This is a genomic window from Amycolatopsis sp. NPDC059657, assembly GCF_042734395.1.
Classification (GTDB): domain Bacteria; phylum Actinomycetota; class Actinomycetes; order Mycobacteriales; family Pseudonocardiaceae; genus Amycolatopsis.
The window spans coordinates 83,422-108,395 of the sequence record NZ_JBHWEB010000014.1 but is presented as its reverse complement, the minus strand read 5'-3'; the positions used below and the strand labels follow the sequence as shown (position 1 = coordinate 108,395).

The 24,974-nt window shown below is 68.2% G+C and carries 20 protein-coding genes; 5 read left to right on the top strand and 15 right to left on the bottom strand.

Going from position 1 to position 24,974, the window contains the following annotated elements; translation table 11 throughout:
• Positions 1–38: 38 nt before the first annotated feature.
• From ACFV15_RS10595 to ACFV15_RS10575, 5 genes are read right to left on the bottom strand one after another with little or no spacing between them, the layout of a single operon-like run.
• Positions 39–419 (bottom strand): nuclear transport factor 2 family protein, encoded by a 381-nt coding sequence (locus ACFV15_RS10595; RefSeq protein WP_378349958.1) that lies wholly within the window; start codon positions 417–419, stop codon positions 39–41.
• Positions 416–1,987, bottom strand: a complete 1,572-nt coding sequence (locus tag ACFV15_RS10590) for a beta-ketoacyl synthase N-terminal-like domain-containing protein (protein ID WP_378349957.1) — start codon at positions 1,985–1,987, stop codon at positions 416–418. Before ACFV15_RS10590 ends, ACFV15_RS10595 begins: the two co-directional genes overlap by 4 nt.
• Positions 1,984–3,009 carry an AMP-binding protein gene (locus ACFV15_RS10585; protein ID WP_378349956.1) on the bottom strand — a complete coding sequence of 342 codons (1,026 nt, stop codon included), beginning with the start codon at positions 3,007–3,009 and terminating at the stop codon, positions 1,984–1,986. The genes ACFV15_RS10590 and ACFV15_RS10585 overlap by 4 nt, the downstream gene beginning before the upstream one ends.
• The gene (locus tag ACFV15_RS10580) at positions 3,006–3,260 is read right to left on the bottom strand and encodes a hypothetical protein (protein ID WP_378349955.1); all 255 of its coding nucleotides are present in this window, start codon (positions 3,258–3,260) and stop codon (positions 3,006–3,008) included. Before ACFV15_RS10580 ends, ACFV15_RS10585 begins: the two co-directional genes overlap by 4 nt.
• Positions 3,253–4,824: an aromatic amino acid lyase gene (locus ACFV15_RS10575; RefSeq protein WP_378349954.1), complete on the bottom strand. Its 1,572-nt coding sequence runs from the start codon at positions 4,822–4,824 to the stop codon at positions 3,253–3,255. Before ACFV15_RS10575 ends, ACFV15_RS10580 begins: the two co-directional genes overlap by 8 nt.
• Positions 4,825–5,054: 230 nt before the next feature.
• Between ACFV15_RS10575 and ACFV15_RS10570 the strand changes: the two genes are divergently transcribed.
• A complete protein-coding gene (locus tag ACFV15_RS10570) occupies positions 5,055–5,219 on the top strand; it encodes a hypothetical protein (RefSeq protein WP_378349953.1) in 165 nt (54 codons plus the stop codon).
• 27 nt (positions 5,220–5,246) lie between these two features.
• Here the strand turns inward: ACFV15_RS10570 and ACFV15_RS10565 are convergent, their stop codons facing one another.
• From ACFV15_RS10565 to ACFV15_RS10540, 6 genes are all read right to left on the bottom strand, one after another.
• Positions 5,247–6,401 carry an MAB_1171c family putative transporter gene (locus ACFV15_RS10565; RefSeq protein ID WP_378349952.1) on the bottom strand — a complete coding sequence of 385 codons (1,155 nt, stop codon included), beginning with the start codon at positions 6,399–6,401 and terminating at the stop codon, positions 5,247–5,249.
• Positions 6,398–6,907 (bottom strand): hypothetical protein, encoded by a 510-nt coding sequence (locus tag ACFV15_RS10560; protein WP_378349951.1) that lies wholly within the window; start codon positions 6,905–6,907, stop codon positions 6,398–6,400. The genes ACFV15_RS10565 and ACFV15_RS10560 overlap by 4 nt, the downstream gene beginning before the upstream one ends.
• On the bottom strand, positions 6,904–7,344 hold the full coding sequence (locus ACFV15_RS10555; RefSeq protein WP_378349950.1) for a hypothetical protein: 441 nt from the start codon (positions 7,342–7,344) through the stop codon (positions 6,904–6,906). Before ACFV15_RS10555 ends, ACFV15_RS10560 begins: the two co-directional genes overlap by 4 nt.
• A gap of 139 nt (positions 7,345–7,483) precedes the next feature.
• The gene (locus ACFV15_RS10550; RefSeq protein ID WP_378349949.1) at positions 7,484–8,242 is read right to left on the bottom strand and encodes a S1 family peptidase; all 759 of its coding nucleotides are present in this window, start codon (positions 8,240–8,242) and stop codon (positions 7,484–7,486) included.
• A gap of 155 nt (positions 8,243–8,397) precedes the next feature.
• Positions 8,398–9,162, bottom strand: a complete 765-nt coding sequence (locus ACFV15_RS10545; protein ID WP_378349948.1) for a CHAP domain-containing protein — start codon at positions 9,160–9,162, stop codon at positions 8,398–8,400.
• A 4-nt stretch (positions 9,163–9,166) separates the two neighbouring features.
• On the bottom strand, positions 9,167–9,949 hold the full coding sequence (locus ACFV15_RS10540; RefSeq protein WP_378349947.1) for a hypothetical protein: 783 nt from the start codon (positions 9,947–9,949) through the stop codon (positions 9,167–9,169).
• Positions 9,950–9,996: 47 nt separating this feature from the next.
• Here ACFV15_RS10540 and ACFV15_RS10535 point away from each other — a divergent pair, with 47 nt between their 5' ends.
• The 4 genes from ACFV15_RS10535 (at position 9,997) to ACFV15_RS10520 (ending at position 18,422) form a co-directional block, all read left to right on the top strand.
• Positions 9,997–12,765, top strand: a complete 2,769-nt coding sequence (locus tag ACFV15_RS10535) for a BTAD domain-containing putative transcriptional regulator (RefSeq protein WP_378349946.1) — start codon at positions 9,997–9,999, stop codon at positions 12,763–12,765.
• A 148-nt stretch (positions 12,766–12,913) separates the two neighbouring features.
• On the top strand, positions 12,914–16,192 hold the full coding sequence (locus ACFV15_RS10530; RefSeq protein ID WP_378349945.1) for a S8 family serine peptidase: 3,279 nt from the start codon (positions 12,914–12,916) through the stop codon (positions 16,190–16,192).
• A 52-nt stretch (positions 16,193–16,244) separates the two neighbouring features.
• On the top strand, positions 16,245–17,645 hold the full coding sequence (locus ACFV15_RS10525) for a M20/M25/M40 family metallo-hydrolase (protein WP_378349944.1): 1,401 nt from the start codon (positions 16,245–16,247) through the stop codon (positions 17,643–17,645).
• A gap of 24 nt (positions 17,646–17,669) precedes the next feature.
• Positions 17,670–18,422 carry a maleylpyruvate isomerase family mycothiol-dependent enzyme gene (locus ACFV15_RS10520; RefSeq protein ID WP_378349943.1) on the top strand — a complete coding sequence of 251 codons (753 nt, stop codon included), beginning with the start codon at positions 17,670–17,672 and terminating at the stop codon, positions 18,420–18,422.
• Here ACFV15_RS10520 and ACFV15_RS10515 read toward each other — a convergent pair.
• From ACFV15_RS10515 to ACFV15_RS10500, 4 genes are all read right to left on the bottom strand, one after another.
• Positions 18,419–19,243, bottom strand: coding sequence for an alpha/beta fold hydrolase (locus ACFV15_RS10515; RefSeq protein ID WP_378349942.1), 825 nt, complete (start codon positions 19,241–19,243; stop codon positions 18,419–18,421). The two genes, ACFV15_RS10520 and ACFV15_RS10515, sit on opposite strands and share 4 nt — an antisense overlap.
• A gap of 19 nt (positions 19,244–19,262) precedes the next feature.
• Complete coding sequence (locus tag ACFV15_RS10510; RefSeq protein WP_378349941.1) at positions 19,263–21,527, bottom strand: glycoside hydrolase family 95-like protein; 2,265 nt, start codon at positions 21,525–21,527, stop codon at positions 19,263–19,265.
• Positions 21,517–23,568 (bottom strand): glycoside hydrolase family 3 C-terminal domain-containing protein, encoded by a 2,052-nt coding sequence (locus ACFV15_RS10505; RefSeq protein ID WP_378349940.1) that lies wholly within the window; start codon positions 23,566–23,568, stop codon positions 21,517–21,519. Before ACFV15_RS10505 ends, ACFV15_RS10510 begins: the two co-directional genes overlap by 11 nt.
• 71 nt (positions 23,569–23,639) lie before the next feature.
• The gene (locus tag ACFV15_RS10500; RefSeq protein ID WP_378349939.1) at positions 23,640–24,818 is read right to left on the bottom strand and encodes an MFS transporter; all 1,179 of its coding nucleotides are present in this window, start codon (positions 24,816–24,818) and stop codon (positions 23,640–23,642) included.
• Positions 24,819–24,974 lie beyond the last annotated feature (156 nt).

Sequence of the window (24,974 nt, the reverse complement as noted above, 5' to 3'; positions counted from 1 at the left end):
GACCCTACCGCCGTCCTACCGTCCGCTGACCGCCGCGCTCAGGCCTCGAAGGTGACGGTCAGCCGCGCGATGCGGCCGTCGGGAGCGATGTCGTAGACCGCGAGCATCGGCACCTCGAAGTTGTCGCCCGCCCGGCCTGCCGGGCCCTTCGGCGACATCGGGGTGTCCGCCAGCAGGATGAAGTGGACGTCGAGGTCGACGACGAGCGTGCGGCCGTCCGTGCGGAACGTCCGCACGATCAGCGTCTCGAAGATCGACTCGTGCGCCTTCTCGAACCACGTCAGCGAGTCGGCCGCGTTGTCGAAGCGGGCCACCGGGAAGTCGATGACCACGTCGGGTGTGTAGAACTCGGTGTGCACCCGCTTCCAGTCCTGGCTGTTGAAGGCCGCGACGTAGGTCAGGTAGCTCTCGAAGTTCACAACGGTTCTCCTCTGAGCACTCGGGCGCCGGCGCCGGGACCGCGCTCGTCGGCGGTGACCACGAGCATGACGTCGGCCCGGCCGGTCGTCAGCAGGTTCGTCGCGTGGTCGAGTGCGACCTCTTCCGAGGCTGGCCCGGACGTCACGGCCGAAAGCGGGCCCTTCAGTCCGAGCGTCAGCGAAACGTAGCCCGCGGTCACGCTCGCGACGATGTTCGGCGCGGTCACGGGGCTGATCAGGTGCAGCTCGTCGCGTTCCTGCGCGGCGTGCAGTTCCTCGATGGTGGCCAGCGGGCCGCCCGCGGTGGCGAGCACCAGCCCCACGCGATCGGGATCGGGCCGGTTCTCCGCGGTGTAACCCGCGTCCGACCAGGCGAGGTGGGCCGCGGCCAGCGACAGCGCGCCGAGTTCGTCGACGCGTGACGCGTACGCGCGCGGGAAGTTCCCCCGCGCCGCTTCGGCGTCCGGCACCGACGAGCTGCCCACAGTGGACACTTCGCGGACACCGAAGCCGGGATCGTGCGCGGCGGGCTCCCTGCCGAGCACGAGCACGCAGTTCGCGCCGCCGAACGCGATCGAGTTGGTGACGGCGACGTCGATCTTCGCGGGGCGCGCGGTGCCGGGCACGACGTCCCAGCCCGGCATCCGCTCGGGGTCGAGGTTGATGGTCGGCGGCAGCTTCGAGTCGCGGATGGCGAACGCGGTGATCGCGGCCTCGACCACGCCCGCGGCACCGAGCGTGTGCCCGAGCTGCGGTTTCGAGCTGCTGAGCGGCGGGCCGTCCTGGCCGAAAAGCGACCTCAGCGCGGTCAGTTCCGCCCGGTCGTTGGCAGGCGTTCCGGTGCCGTGGCCGTTGACGTAGTCGACCTGGGCCGGTGAGACGCCCGCGTCACGCAGTGCCTGGCGCATCGCGCGGAAGAGGCCTTCGCCGCTGGGTGGCGGCGCGGTGATGTGGAAGGCGTCGGCGGTCATGCCGTAGCCGTTGACGTAGGCGATGACCTCCTTGTCGCCGGGGTCGGCCTCCAGCAGCAGGAACGCCGCGCCTTCGCCGAGGTTGACGCCACTGCTGCGCGAATACGGGCCCGACGGCTCGGTGTCGAGCGCCTTCCAGCTGCTGAACGTGGCCATCGTGGTGACGTTCAGCAGGTCGATCCCGCCGACCAGCATCGCGGGCGCGCGCCCGGCACGCAGCAGGTCGACGGCGTGGCAGAGCGCGTTGGCGCTCGCAACGCAGCCGGTGCCGAAGATGGCCTGCGGTCCGTCGAGCCCGAGCTTCGCGACGATCGGATCCAGTGCCGTGTAAGGGAAACCCGTGTGCCACGCGGCTTCAGGCGCGCCGTTGGTTCCCAGCGTGATCCCGGTGCCCTTCGGCAGGTCGTCGACGGGCAGCCGTTGCGCGAGCGCCCAGAGCGTGTCCTGCTCGGTGAGTTCCGCGACGTACGCGCCGCCGAACCGGCCCGCCGCGTGCACGGCGGTTTCGCCGCGCGCGACCCGGTGCCAGGTGTCCTCGGCGCTCAGGCCGAACCCGGTCGCGAGCGCTACGCCGGTGATCGCGATCCCGTGTGTCATGCGCGTAGTTTCCCTGTCTCGCTGCGATCGATCCGGTCGACCAGTTCCACCGATTGCGGGTTCAGCCCGAGTTCCTTCGCCGCGGCGCGCACGGCATGCGGCAGCCCTGGCTCGGAACCGACCACCCGCACGAGGAAACTCTCGCCGCGCAGCGTGTCGCGCACGGGGAAACACGCCAGGTCCGCGCAGGGCACGCGCTCGGCCAGTTCCCGCTGCACGGTGTCGAGGTTGACCCGCAGGCCGTTGATCTTGCACAGTCGCGCGCGCCTGCCCAGGAACCGGAACCGCCGCGCGTCGACGACCTCGACGAAATCGTCGGTGCGCCATTCGGTCAGCTCCCCGGCGAGCCGGGGACCCGCCACCACCAGCGGCACCTCGCCGCTGTCGTCGCCGAGCAGTTTGACGTCGTCGAACAGCGTCCACGGCTGGGTTTCGCCGGTGCGATGGGCGATGCCGCCGGTTTCCGTCGAACCGAAGATCTCGGTGATCCGCACGTCACCCGGCGCGGGCAGGTCGTGTGCCTCCGGCGGCAGCGTCGCGGTGCTGTGCAGTATCGACAATTCGTCCACAGTGGACAGAAAGTCCGGGTACCTGGCCAGTATCCGGAAAGTCCAGGGAATCGCGCCGACGCCGAGGCCGCGCGGGCTGATATCGGGCATCTCGACGTCGAAGCTCGGCTGGTACCACACCGGGACACCCAGCAGCGCGGGCACGAGCACGGTGGTCAGCATGCCGTAGAGGTGTGCGGGCGGCGCGAACGCGAGCACCGCGTCGATCCGGCGCTCCGACCACAGCCCGGCCAGCATCCGCGCCTCGGAGACGAGCTGCTCGCGGGTACGCCGCCACGCCGTCGCCGCGCCGGTCGAGCCCGAGGTCTTGATGTCGAGATAGGGCGCGCTGTGCGCGATGAGGTGCTCGCGTTCCGCCGCGCTCAGCAGGTCCCAGCGCGCGAACCAGGGACACTCGCCCGGCGCGCCGCCGGTGAGCGCGACGCGGGGATCGAGTTCGGCGTGGGGCCTCACGTCCGGCCCGCGACCCAGCTGGTGATGCTCGCGATGGTGCCGAACTCAGTGGCCGCGTCGTCCATCGCGAGCGGCCCGGTGGCGAGCGCGCGCTCGATCAGGCCGACGGTCTCCAGCTTCGCGAGGCTGTCGAACAGCCCGTCGGGTACCTCACTGAGCGGACGGTCCACCGGCCAGTCGTCGACCGTGGTCCGCAACGCCTTGCCGACCGCTTCACGGACGACACACTCGATCTCGTCTACCTCAGGCATCGTCTTCCTCTGGTGGGGTGAAGGCACCCGACGCGATCAGCTCGGCGACCGTCGCCAGGTCGCCGTCGAGCCTGCGGTCGTGGTGCAGGAACGGCACGTGCTCGCGCAGCAGCCGGTGCGCGGCGCGGGTGCCGTCGCCGAGCAGCTCGCGGCCGCGCAGGTCGGCCGCCTGGCACCCGGCCAGCAGGGTGATCGCGGTGATCTCGGTGACCAGCTCGACCACCGTGCGCGCGCCGCGGGCGGCGATGGTGCCCATGCTGACCTTGTCCTGATTGTGTGACTCGGTCGAGCGGGAGAACGAGGTCGCCGGGCCGGTGAGGCTCAGCGCTTCGGCGGTCAGCGCGGAGCACGCCAGCTGCATGCCCTTGAAGCCGTGGTGCAGGCCCGTCTCGGACAGCGGGGTCAGATTGGGCGGCAGGCCCGCGTTGAACTTGTCGTCGACCAGCAGCGCCAGCTGGCGGTCCAGCAGGTCGCCGACGCTCGCGACGGCGACCTTCAGCGAGTCCATCGCCTGACCGATGTGCCCGCCGTAGAAGTTGCCGCCGTTGTAGACCTCACCGGTCTCCGCGTCGAAGAGCGGATTGTCGTTCGTGGAGTTGATCTCGACCTCGATCCACTCGGTCACCCAGCCGAGTGTGTCACGAAGCACACCGATCACGTGGGGCGCGCAGCGCAGCGAATACCGGTCCTGGATGGACCGGTTCAGCGTCAGCATCTCGCGCTTGTCCACATCGGCATGCGCTTCGAGTACCGGGTTGTCGTCCGTGCAGAGGTACGAACCCGCCAGCATGCCGTGAATCCGTTGCGCCGAAAGGACTTGTCCCCGATGCGGCTTCTGGCGGTGGATGACGGGGTGGTAATGCCCCCGATTGCCGAGCAGCGCTTCGGCGGACATCGCGGTGCACAGCTCGGCCACGCGCGCGAGCTCGGCGGCGTCGTGCGCGGCGAGCGCGGCGAACCCCGACATGAACGAGGTGCCGTTGATCAGCGCCAGGCCCTCTTTCGCCTCGTACGTGGCGGGTTTCAGCCCGCATGCGCGCAACGCGTCCGCCGCGTGCCATTTGGCCTGCTTGAAGGTCACTTCGCCGTCACCGGTGAGCATGTCGGCGAGATAGCACAGCGGGACGAGATCACCGCTCGCGCCGACCGATCCGCGTTCCGGGATCAGCGGCAGTATGTCGTGGCGCAGGCAGTCGACCAGCAGGTCGACCACCTCGCGGCGAATGCCGGAATAACCGCGTGCCAGGCAGTTCGCCCTGATCAGCATGGTCGCGCGCACCACGTCCGGCGCGGCGTGCGTGCCGGTGCCGTTGAGGTGGTAGCGGATGAGGTTGCGCTGGAGTTCGGCGGTACGGCGCGGGTTGAGCTGGAACCTGGCACTGTCCCCGAAGCCGGTCGTCACCCCGTAAAGGGGCCGTTTGGTGGCAATGAGTTCGTCGCGAAGCGCGACGGAATCGTCCATACGGGCGGCGGCCTCGGCCGAGAGGCCGAGCTGGGGGTCGTTCCTGGCCGCGGACGCAACGCTGGAGACGGTCAGCGTGTCGTCGCCCAGAGTGAGGCGCATGAACGGATCGTAGCGCCGGGAAGTCCCGCGCGGAACATACCCAAGGGTTTTATCGATCATGTACCGGCCAGCGAATTTGTTGCTGTTCCGTGGAAAGAGCGAGTCGCGTCGGCACCGCACGCAGCAGTTTTGGCGCGGTAACAACGTTTCCTATTTTGTAAAACGTCTTTACTTATGTCGGACGGTAGGGCGCGCAGGCGGTCGAGTCAAGGCCTGCGACTGTGATGTGATTGACCATCGATACCGAAGCGGGGGAATCGGCCGGTGCGCTCGACCGGTTTTCCGGCGATGTTTCGATTCGGCATCCGCCACTTGCGGATATGTTTCAAAAAAATAATCAATGTGGAGGATTTCGTGTACTCGGTTCTCGGCGGGCTGGTATCGCCATCGGGTGAGTGCCCCGTGTTCAGTCCGACCTCAGGTCAGGTATGGGCGGGCACCGGCTCGGAGGCGGTGAACTCACGGACCGTCGCGGAGCCGTAGGCGCGCGAAACCTCGCATAGCCACTCGATTTCCGCCGCCCGGTCCGGGAGTTCGTCGCCGTCGAACAGGTCTGTCGCCGGGTCGGCGCACGGCCCGGCGCCCCGTACCTTCAATCGGCACGCCACGGCGACACTGCACGCGGTCGCCTCCGCGCTCCGGCCGCCCGCGTAGGCGCGCGCCCGGTCCAGCACCGAAGCGGGAAGATAGTCCCGCAGCGTGATGAGGCCGTCCCGAATTTCGATCACTCGCCTGTACAGCCGCAGGTTCAGCGAACCGAAGGCCAGTTCCCGCACCCGCCCGCGCGGCCTGATCAGCGCGATGTGCGGCACGGCCTCGTACACCGCGCGCCACAACGGGTAGAGCGTCCACAATGCACGGTAGCTCCGCGCGGTCTGCGCGTAGTCGGGATAAGCCGACAGGATGCTGCCCGCCACGAAGGCCAGCAGGCCCGTGTACATGATCAGCCGCATCGCCTCGACGATCGGCGTCTCCGGGTGGAACAGCAGTACCGTCCGCAGCACGGCGTACGCGATGCCCGCCACGAAGCAGACGGTGATCAGTTTCAGGCTGATCCGCAGCAGCCGCGAGCCCGCGCGCAGGTTGTACCGCCAGAACACCCACATCGCGATCGCGCTGATCGCGCAGACGTAGGACAGGTACACCAGCCAGTACGAGATCAGCGGCGAGAAGCTCACCGTCTTCGGCAGGAAGTACATGCCCGCCGAAGACGTCGCGAAGCCGAAGAGGATGGTCATCGCCGTCACCGTCACGAGCGCGCTGATCAGCACCCGCCTGCGGTTGAGGCGAGAGTCCCTGCCGACCACTACGAGCATGATGTGCAGGATGGCCGCGTCGAACAACGCGGTCAGGCCGTGTTTGAGCAGGCTTTCCACGTTGGGGATGCCGGTGAAGGCGTTGACCCAGCGGCCGATCGCGGGTTGCGCGAACGTCATCGAAAGCGCTTCGAGGAACAGGGTGGCCGCCCACAGCCTGGCGCGCCTTGACCGGATCGCCGAGGGGACGCGGATCAGGCCCGCCGTCCACAGCCCGACGACCGTGGCGACTTCCAGCGTGGTGAGCAGCCCGGCGATCATGTGTCGCTGGGACGGGTGCCCAGCACCTGTTCCAGCCTGGCCAGGTCCGGTGTCGAGGTGACCGCGCTGCGGGTGGCGTGGTCGAGGATGAGGCTGGCCACCATCTCGGCCTCCTCTTCCTGGCGGTTCGTGTAGCTCGTGCGGGCGAGCAGCCGCTGGACCAGCGCCGGGTCGAGGTCGGGCAGTATCGCGCTGAACGAAGACGGTTCCGCCAGGCCGGGTGATTCGTGGTCACACAGCATGTGCGCGATTTCGTGCACGATGATGTGTTCCTGGTGCAGTTTGGTGGTGTTTTCTTCGTAAAATATGTAATCACTTTCCGCGGTGGCGATCCACAGCCCGCAGGGACTGCCCGCGGTCGGCAGCACCGGGAACGGCAGCAAATACAGCGGACGCCCGCGCTGGGTGCTCAGCTTGCGGCACAGGCGTGCGACCGAGAACGGCTGCGGCATCCCGACCCCGCGCACGATGTCCCGGCAGTGCTTCTTCAACCGCCGTGAGGTCATTCCACATCCTCGACCGGACTGAGCTTCTGGACTTTCCTGGCTTCGGTCACCATGGCCAGAATCGAGTCCAGAGTCTGGGGCGCGAGACCGTCCGCCCGCAAGGCTATGTCACGCACCTTCGCGTTGCGCAATGCCGAGGCCAGTTTGATCTGGGCGTTCACCCGGTCGGCCACCTCGTCATTGAGGAAATATTCGGCGGGTACCCCGAAGTAGGTCGCGAGCACGGCGACCTGGTCGACCGTCGGATTGCGCTTGCGCCCGGTGGCGAGTTCCCACAGATAGGTGCCGGACAGCCGGGCGCCGGTGGACTCCCTGATCTCCTCGGCCAGCCGGGTGTAGCCGGGCCGTTTGCGGGTGTCGGGGTGGAGTACGGCGATCAAATGATTGATCTTGCCGGCCAGCTGGCCCTCGTCTCCAGGGCCCTCGGCGGGGTGCATGGATCGACGTTACCAGGCAGCACGGACATCAACAGCTATAGTTGACGGACGGCCCGAGCGTTTACCGGGGGGTGGCTCTCGGGCCACGGACTCGTGCGCGTTCCGGGCGGTTAGAACCGCCCGCAACGCGCACGAGCCCTTAAACCTGATGAAGCTCGGCCGCGAACAAGCTCAGCTTCGTGTACGCCCCGGGGCTTCCCTCGCGCGCGCACCCGCGCCCGAAGGTGATGACCCCCGCGAGCCGCCCGTCGACCACGATCGGCCCGCCCGAGTCACCCTGGCAGGAGTCGATACCGCCCTCGGCGTACCCAGCACAGAACACGGTCGTGATGTACGGCTCCGCGTACGCCGACGCGCAGTCCTCGTCCGACATCAGCGGCACCTCGGCCTGCTGCAGTGTCTCGGCGAGGTCGCCGTCTTCGGCCGTGTCGCCCCAGCCGAGGATCGTGCCGACATTGCCTGCCTGGTAAGGCTGCGTCTCGCCGTCCTCGACGATGTCGATCCACGGGTACGGGACGGGTTCCGGCAGCATCAGCATCGCGATGTCGTTGCGGTAGTACTCGGGGTCGTAGTCCGGCTGCATCCAGTACGACTCGACCGGGTAGACGTCGCCGCCGTCGCCGGTGCGCGCGTCGCGGCCCGCCACGACCTCGATGCGCGTCGGGTCGTCCAGCCAGGCCAGGCAGTGCGCGGTGGTCAGCACCTGCTGGTTGCTGATGAACGTGCCGCCGCAGAAATGCTGGCCGTTGATCCGGAGCGAGACCACCCAGGGGTAGTCCTGCGTGCTCGCGTCACCACCGCCGACGATGTCCGGTTTCGGACCGGCCTGCGCGGCGCCTGCCAGGCTGGCCAGCAGCAGCGCGACGAGACCGAGAATGACGGCGGTGCGGCGTCTCATGCGGACGTTCCTCCCCAGGATTGCGATAACCAGAGCGGGAGAAGCTAACCCCGACCTTGCCTGTGAGACAAGGGCTTTACCTCAAGAAGGCACCTCACGGAAAAGCCCACCAGTGCGAATGTTTCGCACTGGTGGGCTTTGTCACCGCGCCTGGATCAGGTGCCTGCCGCGAAGTGGATCACGTTGCTGATCGAGTTCGCCGGGATCTGCCGGGTGGTGTACCGGTAGGCGCTCCAGTTGTACTCCTCGATCGTCACGGTCGAGCCGTTCACCGCGGAGATGTAGGCGACGTGACCGGCTGACGAAGCACCGCTGACACCGGGCTCGAACTGGGCGATGGCGCCCGCCCTCGGGGTGTGGTCGACCGGGTAGCCGAGCTTGATCGCGTTGTCGTTCCACTCGTAGGCGTTGCCCCAGTGGCCCGCGATCCCGTTACGCCACATGTTGTTGTGGAAGTAGCCGTTGACCTGCTCCATCCGCCACGCGACGAACGAGGTGCACTGGCGGATGTACATCGCCCAGCGGTCGGCCAGGTTGACGTCACCGCTGCGGTACGGGTAGTCGTCGCCGACCGGGCGCCTGCCGGTGGCCGGGCATTCCGGCTCGACCGCGCCGGAGACCCCGGTGTAGACGAACGCGTCCGCCACCCATGATCCGTTGGACAGCTTGTCCCAGATGGTCGACGAGCCCCATTTCCCGCTCACCGGTTCGGACTTGGTGGTGCAGACGATGGTGACCCAGCTGCCGCTGTTCGCGCTGCCGGTGATGCCGTACTGCGTGCCGGGGCCGCCGCGCAGGTTGACGGCCGAGCCGCCTGGCGCGTCGATCTTGGCGCTGGTCGCGGCCTGTGCGGGCGTCGCGGAGAGCACGCCTGCGGCCAGCAGGCCGGTCAGCGCGGTGAGCATGGTCTTGAAACGCATCGGTTTATCTCCCGTTCCAGTGCGAGGTCTTCTTCACGGCGCCAGCCCAGTTCTGGGAGATGTGCACGTGGTCGTTGTGCTTGCAGGTCTTGCCGGAGTTGCCGCAATTCCCGATCTCGTCGTATTCCTGCCAGCCGAGATTGGGCTGGCTCGAGAGCCAGACCTTGTCGTTCCAGATGACGGTCTGGACGCCGTAGCTGCCGGCGTTGGCACGCATGAAGTTCGCGAGGTTCCAGCCGACCTGGTACTCGCTGGGCTTGTCGGCGTCCATCCAGAAGTCGAGTGCGCGGCCTTCGCCGTGTTCACCCGGCTTGTTTTCGTAAATACCGGCGAAATGGGCGTCGCCACCGCGGACGTTGTAGGCCGGGTTGGCCTTGAGCTCGTTGTAGAGCAACCGGGTTCCGGGCTGCTCCACGTGCAGGTTCAATTCGGACGGATCCCAGTGCAACGCCGATCCGCCGCACTCGGGGCCGACCGCGCCCGACTGTCCGGTGTAGACATACGCGTCCGAGACGTAGCCCTCGAGGTGGATGTAGTCCCACACATCGGTGGTGCCGTACGGGCCGGTGACGCTCTGGCCGCGGACCGTGCACGCGATGGCCACCCGCTGGCCGCCGGTGACGGTGCCCTTCGGCGCGTACCCGGTGCCGGGGCCGGTCCGGTAGTTGACCGTGTAGCCATTGATCACGCTGACCGTGTGCGCCGAGGCCGGGGTGAGTCCCAGCCCGACGGTCAGCGCCGCCGAGGCGAGGAGCACCGTGGCGATCCTCAGTGGTTTCAGACGCAATTTCTTCCCCTCTCGCGTCGGTGTGGTGCTCACCGTCGGGGGTCGAAATGACCGAAATCTTGTGGGAACCTTGCGGCGTGCTAGCGCTGCGCCTGCTCGGCCCGGTCGAGGCCGTGATCGACGGCGAACCGGCCGACCTCGGGCATCCCCGGCAGCGGTGCGTGCTGGCGGTGCTACTCGCCAACGCGAACACGCTGGTCACGGTGGACGCGCTGATCGACAGGGTGTGGGGCCAGGACCCGCCCGCGTCGGTCCGCAACACGCTCTACGCGCACATCGCGCGCCTGCGCCGCGCGCTCGCGGGCACGGACGAGATCCGCATCGGCAAACGCTCAGGCGGCTATCTCGCCGAGGTCGACCCCGGTGCCGTCGACATCCTGCGCTTTCGCAAGCTGGTCGCGTCGGCACGCGGTCTCGACGACGAAGAAGCGTCGAAGGTCCTTTCCGAAGCTCTTTCACTGTGGCGCGGAACGCCGCTCGCGGACGTCGCCGGGCCCTGGGTGGCCGAAACCCGGCCAGCGCTCGACGCCGAATGGTCGGCCGCGGTCCTCGACCGGAACGCCGCCGAACTGCGCCTCGGCAGGCACGCCGATGTGCTCGCCGAGGTGCGCGCGCTGCTGGTCAAGCGTCCGCTCGACGAACGGCTGGCCGCGCAGCTGATGCTCGCCGCGTATCGAACCGGCTCACCGGCGGACGCGCTGGAGTGCTTCAACGACATCCGCCTGCGCCTCGCCGAGGAGCTGGGCGTCGATCCCAGCGCTGAGCTGCGGGAACTGCACGGCAAGATGCTGCGCAACGACCCCGCGCTCGACGCGCCGGCCGCCGCGGTGCCGGTCCGGGTGCCCGCCGAGTTGCCGCCGGACGTCGCCGATTTCACCGACCGGCAGGCCGAGGTCGAGCGGCTGTGCGAGCTGCTCGCCCCTGGCAAGGCGCCGGTCGCGATCAACGGGCCGGGTGGCGTCGGCAAGTCCGCGCTGGCCGTGCACGTCGCGCATCGGCTGGCGGACCGCTTCCCCGACGGCCAGCTCTACGTCGATCTGCAGGGCGCGACGGCCGGGCTCGAGCCGCTCGCGCCAGCCGAAGTGCTCGACCGCTGGTTGCACACGCTCGGCGGCGACCCGACGCGCGTGCCGCTCGACACCGGCGAGGCCGCGACGCGGTTCCGCTCGCTCGTCGCGGGCCGCCGCCTGCTGATCGTGCTGGACAACGCGGCGACCGCGGCGCAGGTCAAGCCCTTGTTGCCCGCCGGATGCGCGGTGCTGATCACCAGCCGGGTGGTACTCGCGACACTGGCCGGGGTCACGCATCTCGACCTCGACGTGCTCAGCCCCGACGGAGCGGTCGCGTTGCTCGGCAGGCTGGCCGGTGCGGACCGGATCGCCGCCGACCCGGCGCAGGCGGCGGCCGTCGCGCGGCTGTGCGGGTACCTGCCGCTGGCGGTGCGCATCGCGGGCGCGCGACTGGCGGCACGGCGAAACTGGACGATGTCGGTGCTGGCGGACCGGCTGGCGGGCCAGCACCGCAGGCTGGACGAACTGCAGGTCGCGGATCTGGCGGTGCGGGCCAGTTTCACCGTGGGGTATCAGGACTTGCGCGCCGACGCGGCGCGGCTGTTCCGGCTGCTGGGACTGCTCGACGGACCGGACGTGAGCGTGCGGATCGCGGCGGCGCTGGCGGATTGCGCGGTGGAGGACGCCGAGTCCGTGCTGGATCGCTTGTGCGACGCGCAGTTGCTCGCATCGCCGGTGCCCGGCCGGTATCGGATGCACGACCTGATCCGCCTCTACGCGCGCGAGCTCGACGACGGCGAGCGCGACGCCGCGCTGGCGAGGGCTTTCCGCTGCCATCTGGCCGATGCGCGGCAAACGAGCCTGCTGCTGCACCCGACCAGCACGCGCAGGCTGCCAGGCTGCCCCGGCTTGGTGTCTACTGTGGACACCAAGGAGCAGGCGATCGACTGGGTCGACGCCGAACGCGCCAACCTGGTCGCGGCGGTGTCCCAGCTCAGCACCGGCCCGGACGCGAAACTGGCGATACATTTGACGGCGGCGTTGTTCCGCCCGTTCGACATACGCGGCCATTGGCAGGAGCTGAGCGTCACCCACGACGTCGCGATGGCGACCGCGCGTCGCATCGGCGACCGCGCCGGTGAAGCGCAGACCAAGGAAGACCTCGGGTATGTGCACGGCCACAGTGGACGGTTCGACGAAGCGATTTCCCTTACCCGTGAAGCGATCGCGATCTGGCGTGAGATCGGCGACGAGACCGGCGAGGCGAGCTGCCTCGACATACTCGGGCACAGCTACGCGCAGCTGGAGCGGTTCGACGAGGCCGTCGAATGCCTGCTGGGCGCGTTGGAAATCAGCCGGTCGTCCGGCCATCGGCGCGGTGAGGCGCGGGTGCTCAACACACTCGGGCTGGTGTACCAGCGGCTGGGTAAACTGGCCGAAGCCATCGAGTGTCACACGGAAAGCCTTGAGCTGGACCGGGAATTGGGCAACCGCTACGGGGAAGGAGTCGCGTTCGCGAACCTCGGCTGGGCGCATTCACGGGGCGGGCGCTACTCGGAGGCCATTGATTTCCACCATCGGAGCCTGGACATCGCCCGAGCCGTCGGTGACCGGTACGTCGAAGCCGAGCAGCTGTGGGGACTCGGGCAGGCCAGCCACGCGCTCGGTGATCCTGCGGCGGCCGGGTTCTGGCGGCAGGCCATCGTTATCCTGCGCGATATCGGTGCGCTGAGTACGGCTGAGGCTGCTGTGCTCAGTGAGGAGGAAGTGCCGGGTACTCCTGAAATCATTCGCAGGTTCACGTAGGGGTCGTGAGCGGTACGGCCGGTTCTAACCGGTCTAAACACTCACGAGTCCTTTGGCGGGTTGACGCCCAGGTCGCCTTCGCGCTTTGCTGGAATGGTCCATACCAGCTCCCGCCGTCGCTGGTGGTACCCGCGGTGAAGGGCGGCCCATGACGGCTCGGACGGCGTTGCCGGTCATACTCACGCTGGCGGCAGGTTTTCTCACCGGTGGCACCGCCGCGGCCGCGCCACCGCCACCGGCCGGACCGGATGGCCAAAGACACGCCGTGACCCTGCTGACCGGCGACAAGGTCATCGTCACCGATGCTCCCGGTGGACGGCACAGCGTCCGCATCGAACCGGGGCCCGGCCGCAAGAACCAGGTGTTCTTCAAGCAGGCCAAGGGAGACAGCCTCGTCGTGCTCCCCGGCGACGTCGCGAAGCGGGTCAAGTCCGGCGTGCTGGACCGCGCGCTGTTCGACGTCACCGGCCTGATCAAGCAGGGCTACGACGACGCGAAGCGCAATGACCTGCCGGTCATCATCGACAGGGCGCCACTAGGCGCTTCCATCGCGCGGTCACTGCCCAGTATCGGCGCGGTAGCGGCGAATCTGCCCAAGGGTGGTGTCTGGACCACGGCCGGTCAGCGTATCCGGCTCGACCGCAAGGTCAAGGTCAGTCTCGATCAGAGCGTCCCGCAGATCGGTGCGCCTCAGGCTTGGCAGGCGGGCTACACCGGCAAGGGCGTCAAGGTCGCGGTGATCGACACCGGCTACGACCACAACCATCCCGACCTCAAGAACGTTGTGGTGGACGAAAAAGACTTCACCGGCGAGGGCGTGCAGGACGGCCAAGGTCACGGCACGCACGTCGCGTCGACCGTCGCTGGCTCCGGAGCGGCCTCCGGTGGACGTTACAAGGGCGCCGCGCCGGACGCGAAGCTGTTGATCGGCAAGGCGCTCGACAATGAGGGCTCCGGTAGCTTCTCGGCGATCATCGAAGCGATGCAGTGGGCCGCGGATTCCGGTGCCAAGGTGGTGAGCATGAGCCTCGGCTCGGCCACGCCCAGCGATGGCACGGATCCGCTCTCCGAGGCCGTCGACTCGATCAGCCGGGACAAGGGCACGCTGTTCGTCGTCGCGGCGGGTAACGAAGGCCGTGACAAGTCGATCGGCTCGCCCGGCGCCGCGAATGCCGCGCTGACGGTCGGCAGTGTGTCCAAACAGGATGTTCAGAGCGCTTTCTCCAGCCGTGGTCCCAGAATCGGTGACCTCGCGGTGAAGCCGGACATCACCGGACCTGGTGAGGCGATCGTGGCCGCGCGTGTCAAGGGCACCGAATCGGGAGACCACGACCCGGTCGACGACTTCTACGCGAGGCTGTCCGGCACGTCGATGGCCACGCCGCACGTCGCCGGCGCGGCGGCCATCCTCGCGCAGGAACATCCACAGTGGACAGGGGAGCAGCTCAAGAACGCGTTGACCTCCTCGGCGAAGGTCAACGCCGGTTCCGTCTACGCACAGGGCGCTGGACGTGTCGACGTCGCCCGCGCGTCGCAGCAGACCGTCACGGCGAGCGCGAACGTCAGCTTCGGCCTGGTGTACTGGCCGCATGACCAGGGTAAGCCGCAGACGAAGGACGTCACCTACACCAACGATGGCGACCAGCCCGTCGAACTGGCCCTCTCGCTGACCTCCGACGCGCCGGCGGGTGTGCTTTCGGCCGCGCAGAACAAGCTCGTCGTTCCCGCGCACGGCAGCGCGAAGGCACAGCTCAGCAGCCAGCCGAAGGCGCTCGGCGCCGCGGTGGGCTCGTTCGGGGGCAGGCTGACCGCCGTCGCGGGTACGACCGTGCTGCAGACCGCGGTCGGGATCACCGGCGAGCGCGAGAGCTACGACCTGACCGTCAAGCTGGTCGACCGCAAGGGCAAGCCGCAGAGTGACGACCTCGACTCCAGCCTCGCCATCATGGGTGACGAGCTCGGCCCCGACGACGGCGGCTACCTGCCCACGACCGGCGGCCAGGTGACCGTTCGCGTGCCCAAGGGGACCTACAGCCTCTCTTCGCTGATCACCACGGCAGGCGCGGACGGCACGATCGCCGACCTCACCCTCGCCGGCGCACCCGCGCTCAAGGTCACCAGGAACCAGACACTCACCCTCGACGCGCGCCCTGGCCGGAAGGTGGCCGTCAAGGTGCCACGCAAGAGCGCGGTGAACCTGTTCCGCGACTTCGGCGCGATCGTCGGCAGCAAGAGTGGCACGGTGAACAACACCGCGTACGTCGAACCCGAGAACGTCGGGCTGTACGCCGTCCCGGTCACCGGCGGCACGCCGGACACGTTCGTCACCGCGTACACCGCGCAGGTCACCGACCCGCTCGACCCGGACCTGGTCACGCACGCGCCGATGTACAACCTGAACTACGGCTGGCCAGGCCAGGTGCCCGATCGCATCGACTTCACCGTGCGGGAGAAGGACATGGCGCGGGTGCATGCCAGGTTCGGCAGCAAGAACGGCAAGCCGGACCTGGTCGTCCGCGCGCTGAACGGCTACCTGCCGATCCAGACGTTCACCGCGGCCGCCACCACCCGGGTCCGGCTGCCGGGGGAGCGGGTCGAGTTCTACACCGCCGGAGACATCTTCTGGATCAACCAGCTTTACCGCGAACCCGGCGTGGTCGGCGGCAACCCGCCGTCACCGTTCGGCGCGGTGTGGGCGACGGTGACCAAATATCGGCCAGGCTCGTTCGAAGAACCGTGGAACTTCGGTGTCGAAGGCCCCGGCCTGCCCGGCGCCGCGGACGGCAAGGGCGTCCCCGGCGATCCGATCTGGGGTGGCCGCTGGGGTGACGCGCTGGGCGTGCGCGCGCCGCTGTTCGCCGACAGCGGGCCTTACCAGCACACCTGGCTCGATCCGCAGCACATCAAGGGCGGCTGGTCGGTCTACCGCGACGGGAAACTGATCGGTACCAGCAACCAGTACAGCTCGGCCAGCGCGACCGTTCCGCCCGAGGAGGCGACCTACCGGTTCGCCGGGTTCGCCGACCGGGACGTCACCTGGTCGGAGTTGTCCACACATGTGGAAGCCGCGTGGACGTTCCGGTCGGCGCACGTGGCCGGGGAGGATGCCGGTCGGCTGCCGCTGATCGCGGTCAAGTTCAAGCCGCCGGTCGACCCGTTCAACCGGGTGGCCGCGACGCCGGTCACGACGATCCCGCTGCGCGTGGAGCGCCAGCAAGGCGCCACCGCGCATCCGCTCAACACACTCAAGGCGGAGGTGTCCTTCGACGACGGCAAGACCTGGGCGTCCGCGCCGGTCATGGGACTGTGCGCGTTCGTCGCGAACCCGGCGGGCGCGAAGGGGTTCGTGTCGCTGCGGGTCAGCGCCTCGGACACGGCGGGCAGCGCGTTCGAGTCGACGGTGGTCCGCGCCTATCGGCTGGGCTGATCCCGACGGACGGCGGTAGACGCGGGCAGGCGGCCGGGCGTAGGACTGGACCATGGCGCAGCAGAGGTCCAGACGAGCTTTCCTGTCCGCGTCGGCAGCGGTGTCGGCGGTCGCGCTCACCGGGATCCCCGCGGGGGCCGAAGAACTCGGCGACCGCGGGCCCGGCAGGCCGGTCACCCCGCAACGCCCGGACGCCGAGCTGCGCGCGATCCTGCGTGAGATCGACGAGCGCCGCATCGAGGCGACCGTGCGGAGGCTGGCCGCGTTCGGCACCCGGCACACGTTGTCCTCGCAGACCGACCCGAACCGCGGCATCGGCGCGGCCCGTGACTGGATCTTCGCGGAACTGCAGAAGGCCGCGGCGACGTCGGGCGGCCGGATGACCGTCGAACTGCAGTCGTACGTGCAGCCGCCCGCGCCGCCGCGGATCCCGGTGGCGACGACGATCACCAACGTCATCGCCACACTCAAGGGATCCGCCGCGCCACAACGGGTTTACGTCGTGTCCGGGCACTACGACTCACGGTGCGGCGACGTCATGGACGCGACCGGTGACGCGCCGGGCGCCGACGACGACGCGTCCGGCGTCGCCGTCTCGATGGAGCTGGCGCGCGTGCTCGCGAAGCGCGATCCGGCCGCGACGATCGTGTTCGCCGCCGTCGCGGGCGAGGAGCAGGGGTTGTTCGGCGCGCGGCACATGGCCCAGCGGTTCAAGGCGGCGGGTGTGGACCTGCAGGCGATGTTCACCAACGACATCGTCGGCGCCAGCCGCGCCGACGACGGCACCCGCGACCCTCGGACGATCCGCCTGTTCGCGGAGGGGGTCCCGACCGCCGAAACGCCGGAGCAGGCCACCCTCCGGCGCTCGATCGGCGGTGAAAACGATTCGGTTTCCCGGCAGCTGGCGCGGTTCGTGCGCTCGGTCGCGGTGAACGACGCGACCGGCATGGACGTCCGCGTCATCTACCGGCGCGACCGCTATCTGCGTGGTGGCGACCACATCCCGTTCCTCGAACTCGGCTACCCGGCCGCGCGGTTCACCGAGCCGAACGAGGACTTCGCGCACCAGCATCAGAACGTGCGGGTGGAGAACGGGAAACAGTTCGGTGACCTGCCGGAGTTCTGCGACTTCCCGTACATCGCACGGGTCGCCCGCGTCAACGCCGCGACACTGTGGTCGCTCGCGACCACGCCCGGCACGCCGAAGGGGGCCGGGGTCCGCACGGCCGACCTGACGAACGACACCGACCTTCTGTGGGACGCCGATCCCGCCGCGGCCGGGTACGAGGTCGTCTGGCGCGAGACGACCGCGCCGGACTGGACGCATGCGATCGAGGTCGGGGCGGTGTCGTCGGCGAAGATCGATCTGTCCAAGGACAACGTGTTCTTCGGCGTCCGTGCCGTCGGGCGGGACGGCAAACGCGGCCCGGTCGCGTTCCCGACGCCGAAATGAGCACCGGGGCACTAGATTGAGGGCATGACGGTTCACCCGCTGCCCTTCGCCACGTACGTCGACGCCATCGAGAGCGAGACCGCCCTGTTCGCCGAAGCGGTCGACGGCGCCGACCTCGAGGCGAAGGTGCCGTCCTGCCCGGACTGGAACCTGGCGCACCTGACCGAGCACGTCGGCATGGTGCAACGCTGGTTCACCAAGCTGCTCGCCGAGGACACCCAGGAACGCCCGGCCAGCCGCGACGTCGAGACCGGCCTCCCGCTCGCACCGGGCCAGCACCCGGCATGGCTGCTCACCGGCGCCGCGAAGGCACGCGCTGTGCTGGACGGCCTCGACTCGAACCGTCCGATGTGGACTTGGGGAGTGGACGGCCGCGCCCAGTTCTGGGCCCGCCGCATGCTGTTCGAGACGCTGGTGCACCGCTGGGACGCCGAGCTCACCGTCGGCAAGGAGTCCGTAGTGGACACCACGCTGGCCGCGGACGGCGTCGACGAGTACCTGGTCAACATGCCGCATTCGTGGATCTTCGCGCCCAAGACGGCGAATCTGCGGGGCAACGGCGAGGTCATCGCGTTCCACAGCACCGATACCGGCGAGGAATGGCACGTCCAGCTCCGGGAGGACTCGTTCGGCCTGATCCCCGGTGGCCTCCCGGACGCCACGGTCAAGGGGACCGCGGTGGAGTTGCTGCTGTTCCTGGTCCGCCGTACGACCGATCTGCCTTATGCGGGCTCGCGTGAGCTGTACGAGCTGTGGACGGCCAACTCGGAGTTCTAGTGTGCCTTGGCCGCGTTGCGCAGGATCGCGGCGATGATCACCGGCCAGGTCTGCTTCGGCAGGTCATGGCCCATGTCCGGCATGGGCAGCCACTCCGCGCCGGGGATCGCCGCCGCGGTCGCCCGCCCGCCGCTGGGGTCGATCAGCGGATCCGCCTCGCCGTGGATCACCAGCGTCGGCACGCGGACGCCGCGCAGCCCCTCGGTGCGGTCCGGCGCGGTGGCCATCGCCATCAGCTGCCGCTTCCGGCCCTCCGGGCAGTAGGACCGGTCGTAGCTCGCGGCGACGAGCGCGCGCACGTTGTCCTCCTCGCCGCAGAACCCGGGTGATCCGACGACTTTCCAAATCTGCAGGCCTTGTTCGATCACCTCGTCGCGATTCTTCGGCGGTGGCTGGCCGAACGCGCGCAGCGCGGTCTTGGTCGAGCGGCCGACCAGCGGATCACCGGTGGTCGAGATCATCGAGCAGAGTGAGCGGACCCGTTCGGGGTAATGAATGGTCAGTTCTTGCGCGATCATCGCACCCATCGACGCACCGACCAGATGCGCTTTGTCAATACCCAGCGCGTCCATTAGGCAGATTGTGTCACCGGCCATGTCAAGTAGGCTGTAGTGCCGTCCTTCGCATTTCGTCGACAGGCCCGCGTCGCGATTGTCGTAACGCACCACGAAGTAACCGGCTTCGACCAGCGGGAAACAGAAAAGGTCGGAGCATTCGATCAGTTGCGCGCCGAGGCCGACGGTCAGAATGATCGCCGGGTCACGAGGATCGCCCAGCGTTTCGTATTCGATCTGGATTCCGTTGACCTCGGCGCGCGACATGTCCGAGATTGTTTCATCTTTACGGCAGTCCCCAATAGGGCTTGGCCGGGTTCGTCGTCGGAGCGATGCTCAAGTCCGGGGTGGAACCTTGCGTGGTGATGACCACTTCGGCGTCGCGGGCGAGTGCGAGCTGCAGCGTTCCGTCCGGGTTCTGGGTGAAAGGAACTGTTCCACCGTCGGGGAGCGAACGGATTTCGTACGGCCCGGTGAGACCGCCGGGCAGGATTCGGCACGGCTCGCCTGCCAGGCTCTTGACCCGGATGAACTGCGTCTTGCCAGCCTTGCGCACCGCGCTGACCAAGAACGCGCCTTCGGTCCGGAAGTTGTGTACGCAGGTATCGGCCCAAGCCGCCGGTATCGCGGGAAATACCCGGATCGTGCCGCCCCAGCTTTGCACGAGCATGTCGTGCATGGTCTGTGCCCCGGACAGCGGCGTTTCTATCACCGGACCGGATTCCTTGTACATGGTGTTCGGCTGAATGTATTTGTCCAGCAGCGCGTTCAGCTGGGTACGTGCTTTGTCGCCGTTGCCGAGTGCCGCGTACATCGAACCGGATCCGGTGAACGTGTAACCCTGCTGCGCGCCGGTGAACCCGAGCCAGCGGTCGAGCGACTTCGTCAGCGCGGTGCGGTTCGCGCTGCTCGTGGTCACGTCGAGCCGGTACAGCGGGTAGAACCACAGCAGGTGCGAATAATGGCGATGCGAAGACGTCAGCTGTTTGTCCGCGCCGATCCAGAACCCGTTCGTCGCGTCCTGCGGCGGTTTCACCAGGTGATCGAGCACGTCCTGCCACTTGGCGGCGAGCGGGTCGTTCAGCCCGAGCCGCTTGTTCGCGGCCAGCAAGGTGCCGCAGCCCCAGTGGATGAGCGCCAGGTCGTAGTTACAGTCCTTTGTGGACGCGTACTCCGGCGAGAACGTCTTCGGCAGGTGATAGACCCCGCCGGAGTCCTTCGCGAGGAAGTGCAGATAGTAGTTGATCGCCTTGCGCAGCAACGGGAAGACCAGATCACGCAGCATGGAGTCTTCCATGCTGTGCCGATAGGACAGCCACGCGTTGTGCAGCGCCCACGTGAGGTTGCCGACCTCCGGGTCGCCATCGCCGCCCGGCTGCGCCGCCGTGCCGGACTTCAGGTCCTCCTGGGTGGTCCGAGCGATCGCCATCGAGTCCGACCGGTACTGCGAGGCCACATTCTCGACGAGCGCGGCACGCGAACGGTCGAGCGACTCCGAGAGCGAGTCGAGTTCGGGATGGCTCGTCGCGTTGAGCAGCCAGTATTCCAGCTGGACGTTCAAGTTCCACCAGGTGCCGGGCCACGGCGTCGGCTCCAGCCACGGCCCGCAGGTGCCCAGCACCGGCCGGTCGCGTCGCGTCGCGCTCGCGAGCTTGTACAGCTGGATCCAGTAGAAACCCTCCAGCCTCGCATCCGGAATGGACACAAAACTCTTGGGGTAGAAGGCGTTCCACCAAGCCTGGTGTTCGGCCGCGAGCTGAGACTCGCTCAACGCTTCCGCGGCGTCGAGGGTCTGGTTCGTCACCGTGCCCGCGGTCTTGCCGGGGAACGTGTGCGCGACCGTGGCCAGCAGCGTCTTGGTCTTGCCGTCCGGTTCGGTGCGCAGCCGCCACTGGGTCACGGTCTGCCCGCCAGCGGCGAGGTTCTGCGTGCAGGTCGTACCGCTGACCGTCGCGGCCGGGTTGGTCTTGAGCCCGGACGGCGCCGGTTTGAAGTCCAGCCGGGGGCTTTTCGCGACGGCGGCGGCGAACGTCCAGGTGACCGTCTCGGATCCGGAGCGCACGCTCGCCGAGACGACCAGCACGTCCCGCTTCGCGTGTACGTACGCGCGGATGCCGAGCACGCCCTTCGTGGTCGTGACGGTGCCGGTGACCTCGGCGTTCCACAGCGAAAGCCGCAGGTCGACGGCCGTCACGTCGCCGGTGGTCTTGAGCGTGAGCGTGCCGATGGGCAGGCGCGCGTTGCCGAAGTTGGTGCCTCCGGTGCCCTGGTGATCGCGCACCCGGCTGTCGCCGAGTTTGAACGAAAGCCGTTTGCCGCTGGCCTGGTAGAGCGCCGCGCCGAGGCCGCCGTTGCCGAGGAACGGCCCTTGGTAGAACGTCGTCGGCACGGACTTCCACACCGGGTCGAGCGCGCCGAGGTAGCGCGCCCAGTCGACCTTGTCGGTGATGACCAGCGCGTTCGCCGACGCCATCGGCGGCAGGAAGGCGGTGCCCGCCAGTGCGGCGGCGCCGCCGAGCAGGACACGCCTGGTGAAGGGGCTACCGGTCATGGGGCACGCTCCCAGGGGCGAGGAAGGTGGTGGACTGCAGGCGGAGGTCGCGGGAGCCGCCGCCGACGGAGATCTGGTATGCGCCACCGGCGAGCCGCCACCAGTGCGTAGCGGTGTCCCAGTAAGCGAAAGCGCGCTGCTGCAAGGTGAACCGGATGTGCTGGGTCTGGCCGGGGGAGAGCGAAACCTTCTGGAAGCCCTGCAGTTCCCGTGGTGCTTCCGGAGCGTGCATTGTGGACGGTGAGCCGACATAGAGCTGCGCGATCTCGGCGCCGCCGCGGGTTCCGGTGTTGGTGACGTCGGCGTCGACGGTCACGACGCCATGCGGATCCTTGGTGAGCTTGAGGTTCGCGTAGTCGAACTTCGTGTACGAAAGCCCGTAGCCGAACGGGAAGAGCGGGGCGATCTTCTTGGCGTCGTAGTGCCGGTATCCGACGAAGACTCCCTCGGAGTAGTGCGCGGTGCCATTCGTGCCGGGGTACTGCGCGGGCGTGCTCGCGGGCTGGTCGGCCTCGAAGGCGGGGAAGGTGACGGGCAGCTTGGCGGACGGATTGACGTCGCCGAACAGCACGTCGGCGACGGCGTTCCCGTCCTCCTCGCCGGGGTACCAGGCCTGCAGCAGCGCGGGCACCTGCCGCAGCCACGGCATCAGCACCGGGCCGCCGGTCTTGGCGACCACCACCGTGTTCGGGTTGGCTTTGGCGACCGCGTCGACGAGCGCGTCCTGGTCTCCGCTGAGCGCGAGGTTCGGCCGGTCCTTGCCCTCGGTCTCGGTGTCCTCGACCATGACGATCGCGACATCGGCGCTCTTGGCCGTTGCCGCGGCCCGGTCGGCCGACGTGCCGTCGTCCGTGATCACCTTGGCGCCCTTGGCTTTGAGGCCGGCGCTGGGCTTGACGGTGTAGAGCGGTTTGACGCGCGAGCTGCCGCCACCGCCGGTCTTCGCTTCGTCCTTGCCGATGAGTGCGATGGTCTTGTTCTTGTCCAGCGGAAGCAGCGCTCGCTCGTTCTTGAGCAGGACCATGCCGTCGGCGGCGAGCTCGCGGGCGACCTTGCCGTGTTCGGCTGCGGGGATCGGGGTGATCGCGGGCGTGCGGTCGAACAGGCCGAACTCGATCATCTTGGTGTAGCGGCGGACGAGTTTCTCGTGCAGCGTGGCGAGCTTGATCGTCCCGTCGGCGAGCGCGGCCTTGATCGCCTTGGGGTTGAAGTACTTGTCGGTCGGCGTCTCGAGGTCGAGCCCGCCGTTGACCGACGGCGCCGTGCTGTGCACCGCGCCGAAGTCGGAGAAGACGAAGCCGTCGAAACCCCACTCCTGCTTGAGGATCTGGTTCAGCACCAGCGGGTTCTCGCAGTTGAACGTCCCGTTGATCTTCGGGTAGGCGCACATCACCGAGCCGACGGCCGCGTCCTTGACCGACGCCTCGAACGCGGGCAGGTAGATCTCGCGCATGGTGCGCTCGTCGATGTCGTTGTTGATATTGAAGCGGCTGGCTTCCTGGTTGTTGCCGAAGAAATGCTTGACGTTGGCGATCACCTGGCGCGCTTGGATGCCCTTGATGTTGTGCACCGCGAACTGGCTCGCCAGATACGGATCCTCGCCGTACGCCTCGAAGTTGCGCCCGTTGACCGGCACGCGCGCGATGTTGACCGTTGGCCCTTCGAGCACGTTCCGGCCGACCGAAAGCGTTTCGGCGCCTTCGATGTCGCCGTACCTACGCGCCTGCTCGACGTCCCAGGACGCGGCGAGCGCGAGCGGCGCGGGCAGCGCGGTCGCCTCCGGCTGGACGATCCCGCCGGTGCTGACCCCGGCCGGACCATTGGTGAGCAGCAGTTTCGGGATGCCGAGCCGTTCGACCGCGGGCACTGTGCGGTATTCGGTGTCGGTCTTGATGCCCGCGAGCTGGTTGATCTTCTCGTCCAGCGTCAGCTGGGCGACCAGTTCGGTCGCGCGCTGCCGGGGCGTCGCGGTGGCGTTGGCGGAGGTCATCAGCGTGGTCGTGAGCAACAGGGCGGCGGCGAGGGGGAACGCTTTCCGCATCAAGGACTCCTCGGGGTTCAGACATCCGAGGTTTAGTCCGTCAATTAGGTTGTGTCAACGGAATGCTTCGCTCATTGGGATAATACGTCTGATGAATGTCTCGTTAATGCCCACACTGTCAGCGCTGTCGCCACGAGCCCGCCCGCGCCGGCGATGATGAGCGTGGCACTGGCGTTGGTCAGGTCCAGCAGCAGCCCGCCCGCGAGATAGGAGAACGCGGCCGCGGCCCCGATCGCGCCGTGGAAGTTCCCGAACACCCGCCCCAGCAGTTCGGCGGGCACCTTCCGCTGGATGAGCGTGTTCGCGCCGACGTCCATCGCGGCGATCCCGAATCCCCGCACGGTCTGCAGCACGAAAGCGGCGCCCACCGCCCACGCGAGCCCGCTGAGCAAGTTGCCGACGCTGCTCACGGCCAACCCCATGATCAGCCAGATGACCATCTGCAGCTTCGGCGAAACCTTGCTGAGCAGCGCGTAGCCGGCCAGCAGCCCGATACCGACCCCGGCGAGCAGCAGCCCGGCGGCCCTCTGCCCGCCACCCAGATCCTTGGCGAGGAACACCAGCGCGACGTCGTCGACCCCGTTGAACGCGACCACCGCGCAGAACCCGACGACGATCGCCCTGATGGCGGGCGCCTTGGCGAGATACCTCAAGCCCACCTTGGCGTCGCCGAGGAACGTCTCCTGGTTTTCTCTGGCTTTCATGCGCGGCAGAAAGATCAGCAGCGCGGCCGAAATCGCGAAGGTCGCCGCGTCGACGAGCAAGACCCCGCGAATCCCCAGCAGGGGAAACAGCAGCCCGGCGACGAGCGGCCCCACCGCTTCGGCGCCATTCGTCCCGAAGCCGAGCCGCGAGTTCGCCCGCTCCAGGTCCTTGTCGTCGACGAGCGCGGGCATCGCCGCCCGTGACGCCGGTTGGAAGATCTGACCGGCCACCGCCCTGAGCCCGACCAGCACGAGCAGCAAGGGCAACGACGGCAACGCGAACGCGATCACCGCGACCAGCGCCCCTTGCGCCAGTTCGCACGCGACCATCACCCGCTTGAGATCGAACCGGTCACTGATCGTCCCGGTCAGCGGGCTGAGCAACGCGGGCGCGAAGTCGCCGACCAGCAGCAGCAAAGCCACGGCGAGCGCCTCACCGGTCGTGGCGGCCACGTGCAGCATCAACGCGACCAGGCTGAGCGAGTCACCCAAGAACGACACGGTCCGCGCACCCAGCAGTGCCCTGAACGGCCCGTTCCCCAGCATCCGGCCGACCCTAGCGGCCCAGTCCCGCCGGCGCCCCCCGATTAAGTCGTGAGTGGTACGGCCGGTTCTAACCGGCCGGGAAACACACCACCACCAATTTGAAGGCGGGGCGGGGGGCCAGGGGGCCGGGGGGTGGTTTTGGGGGGCGGCGGCGGA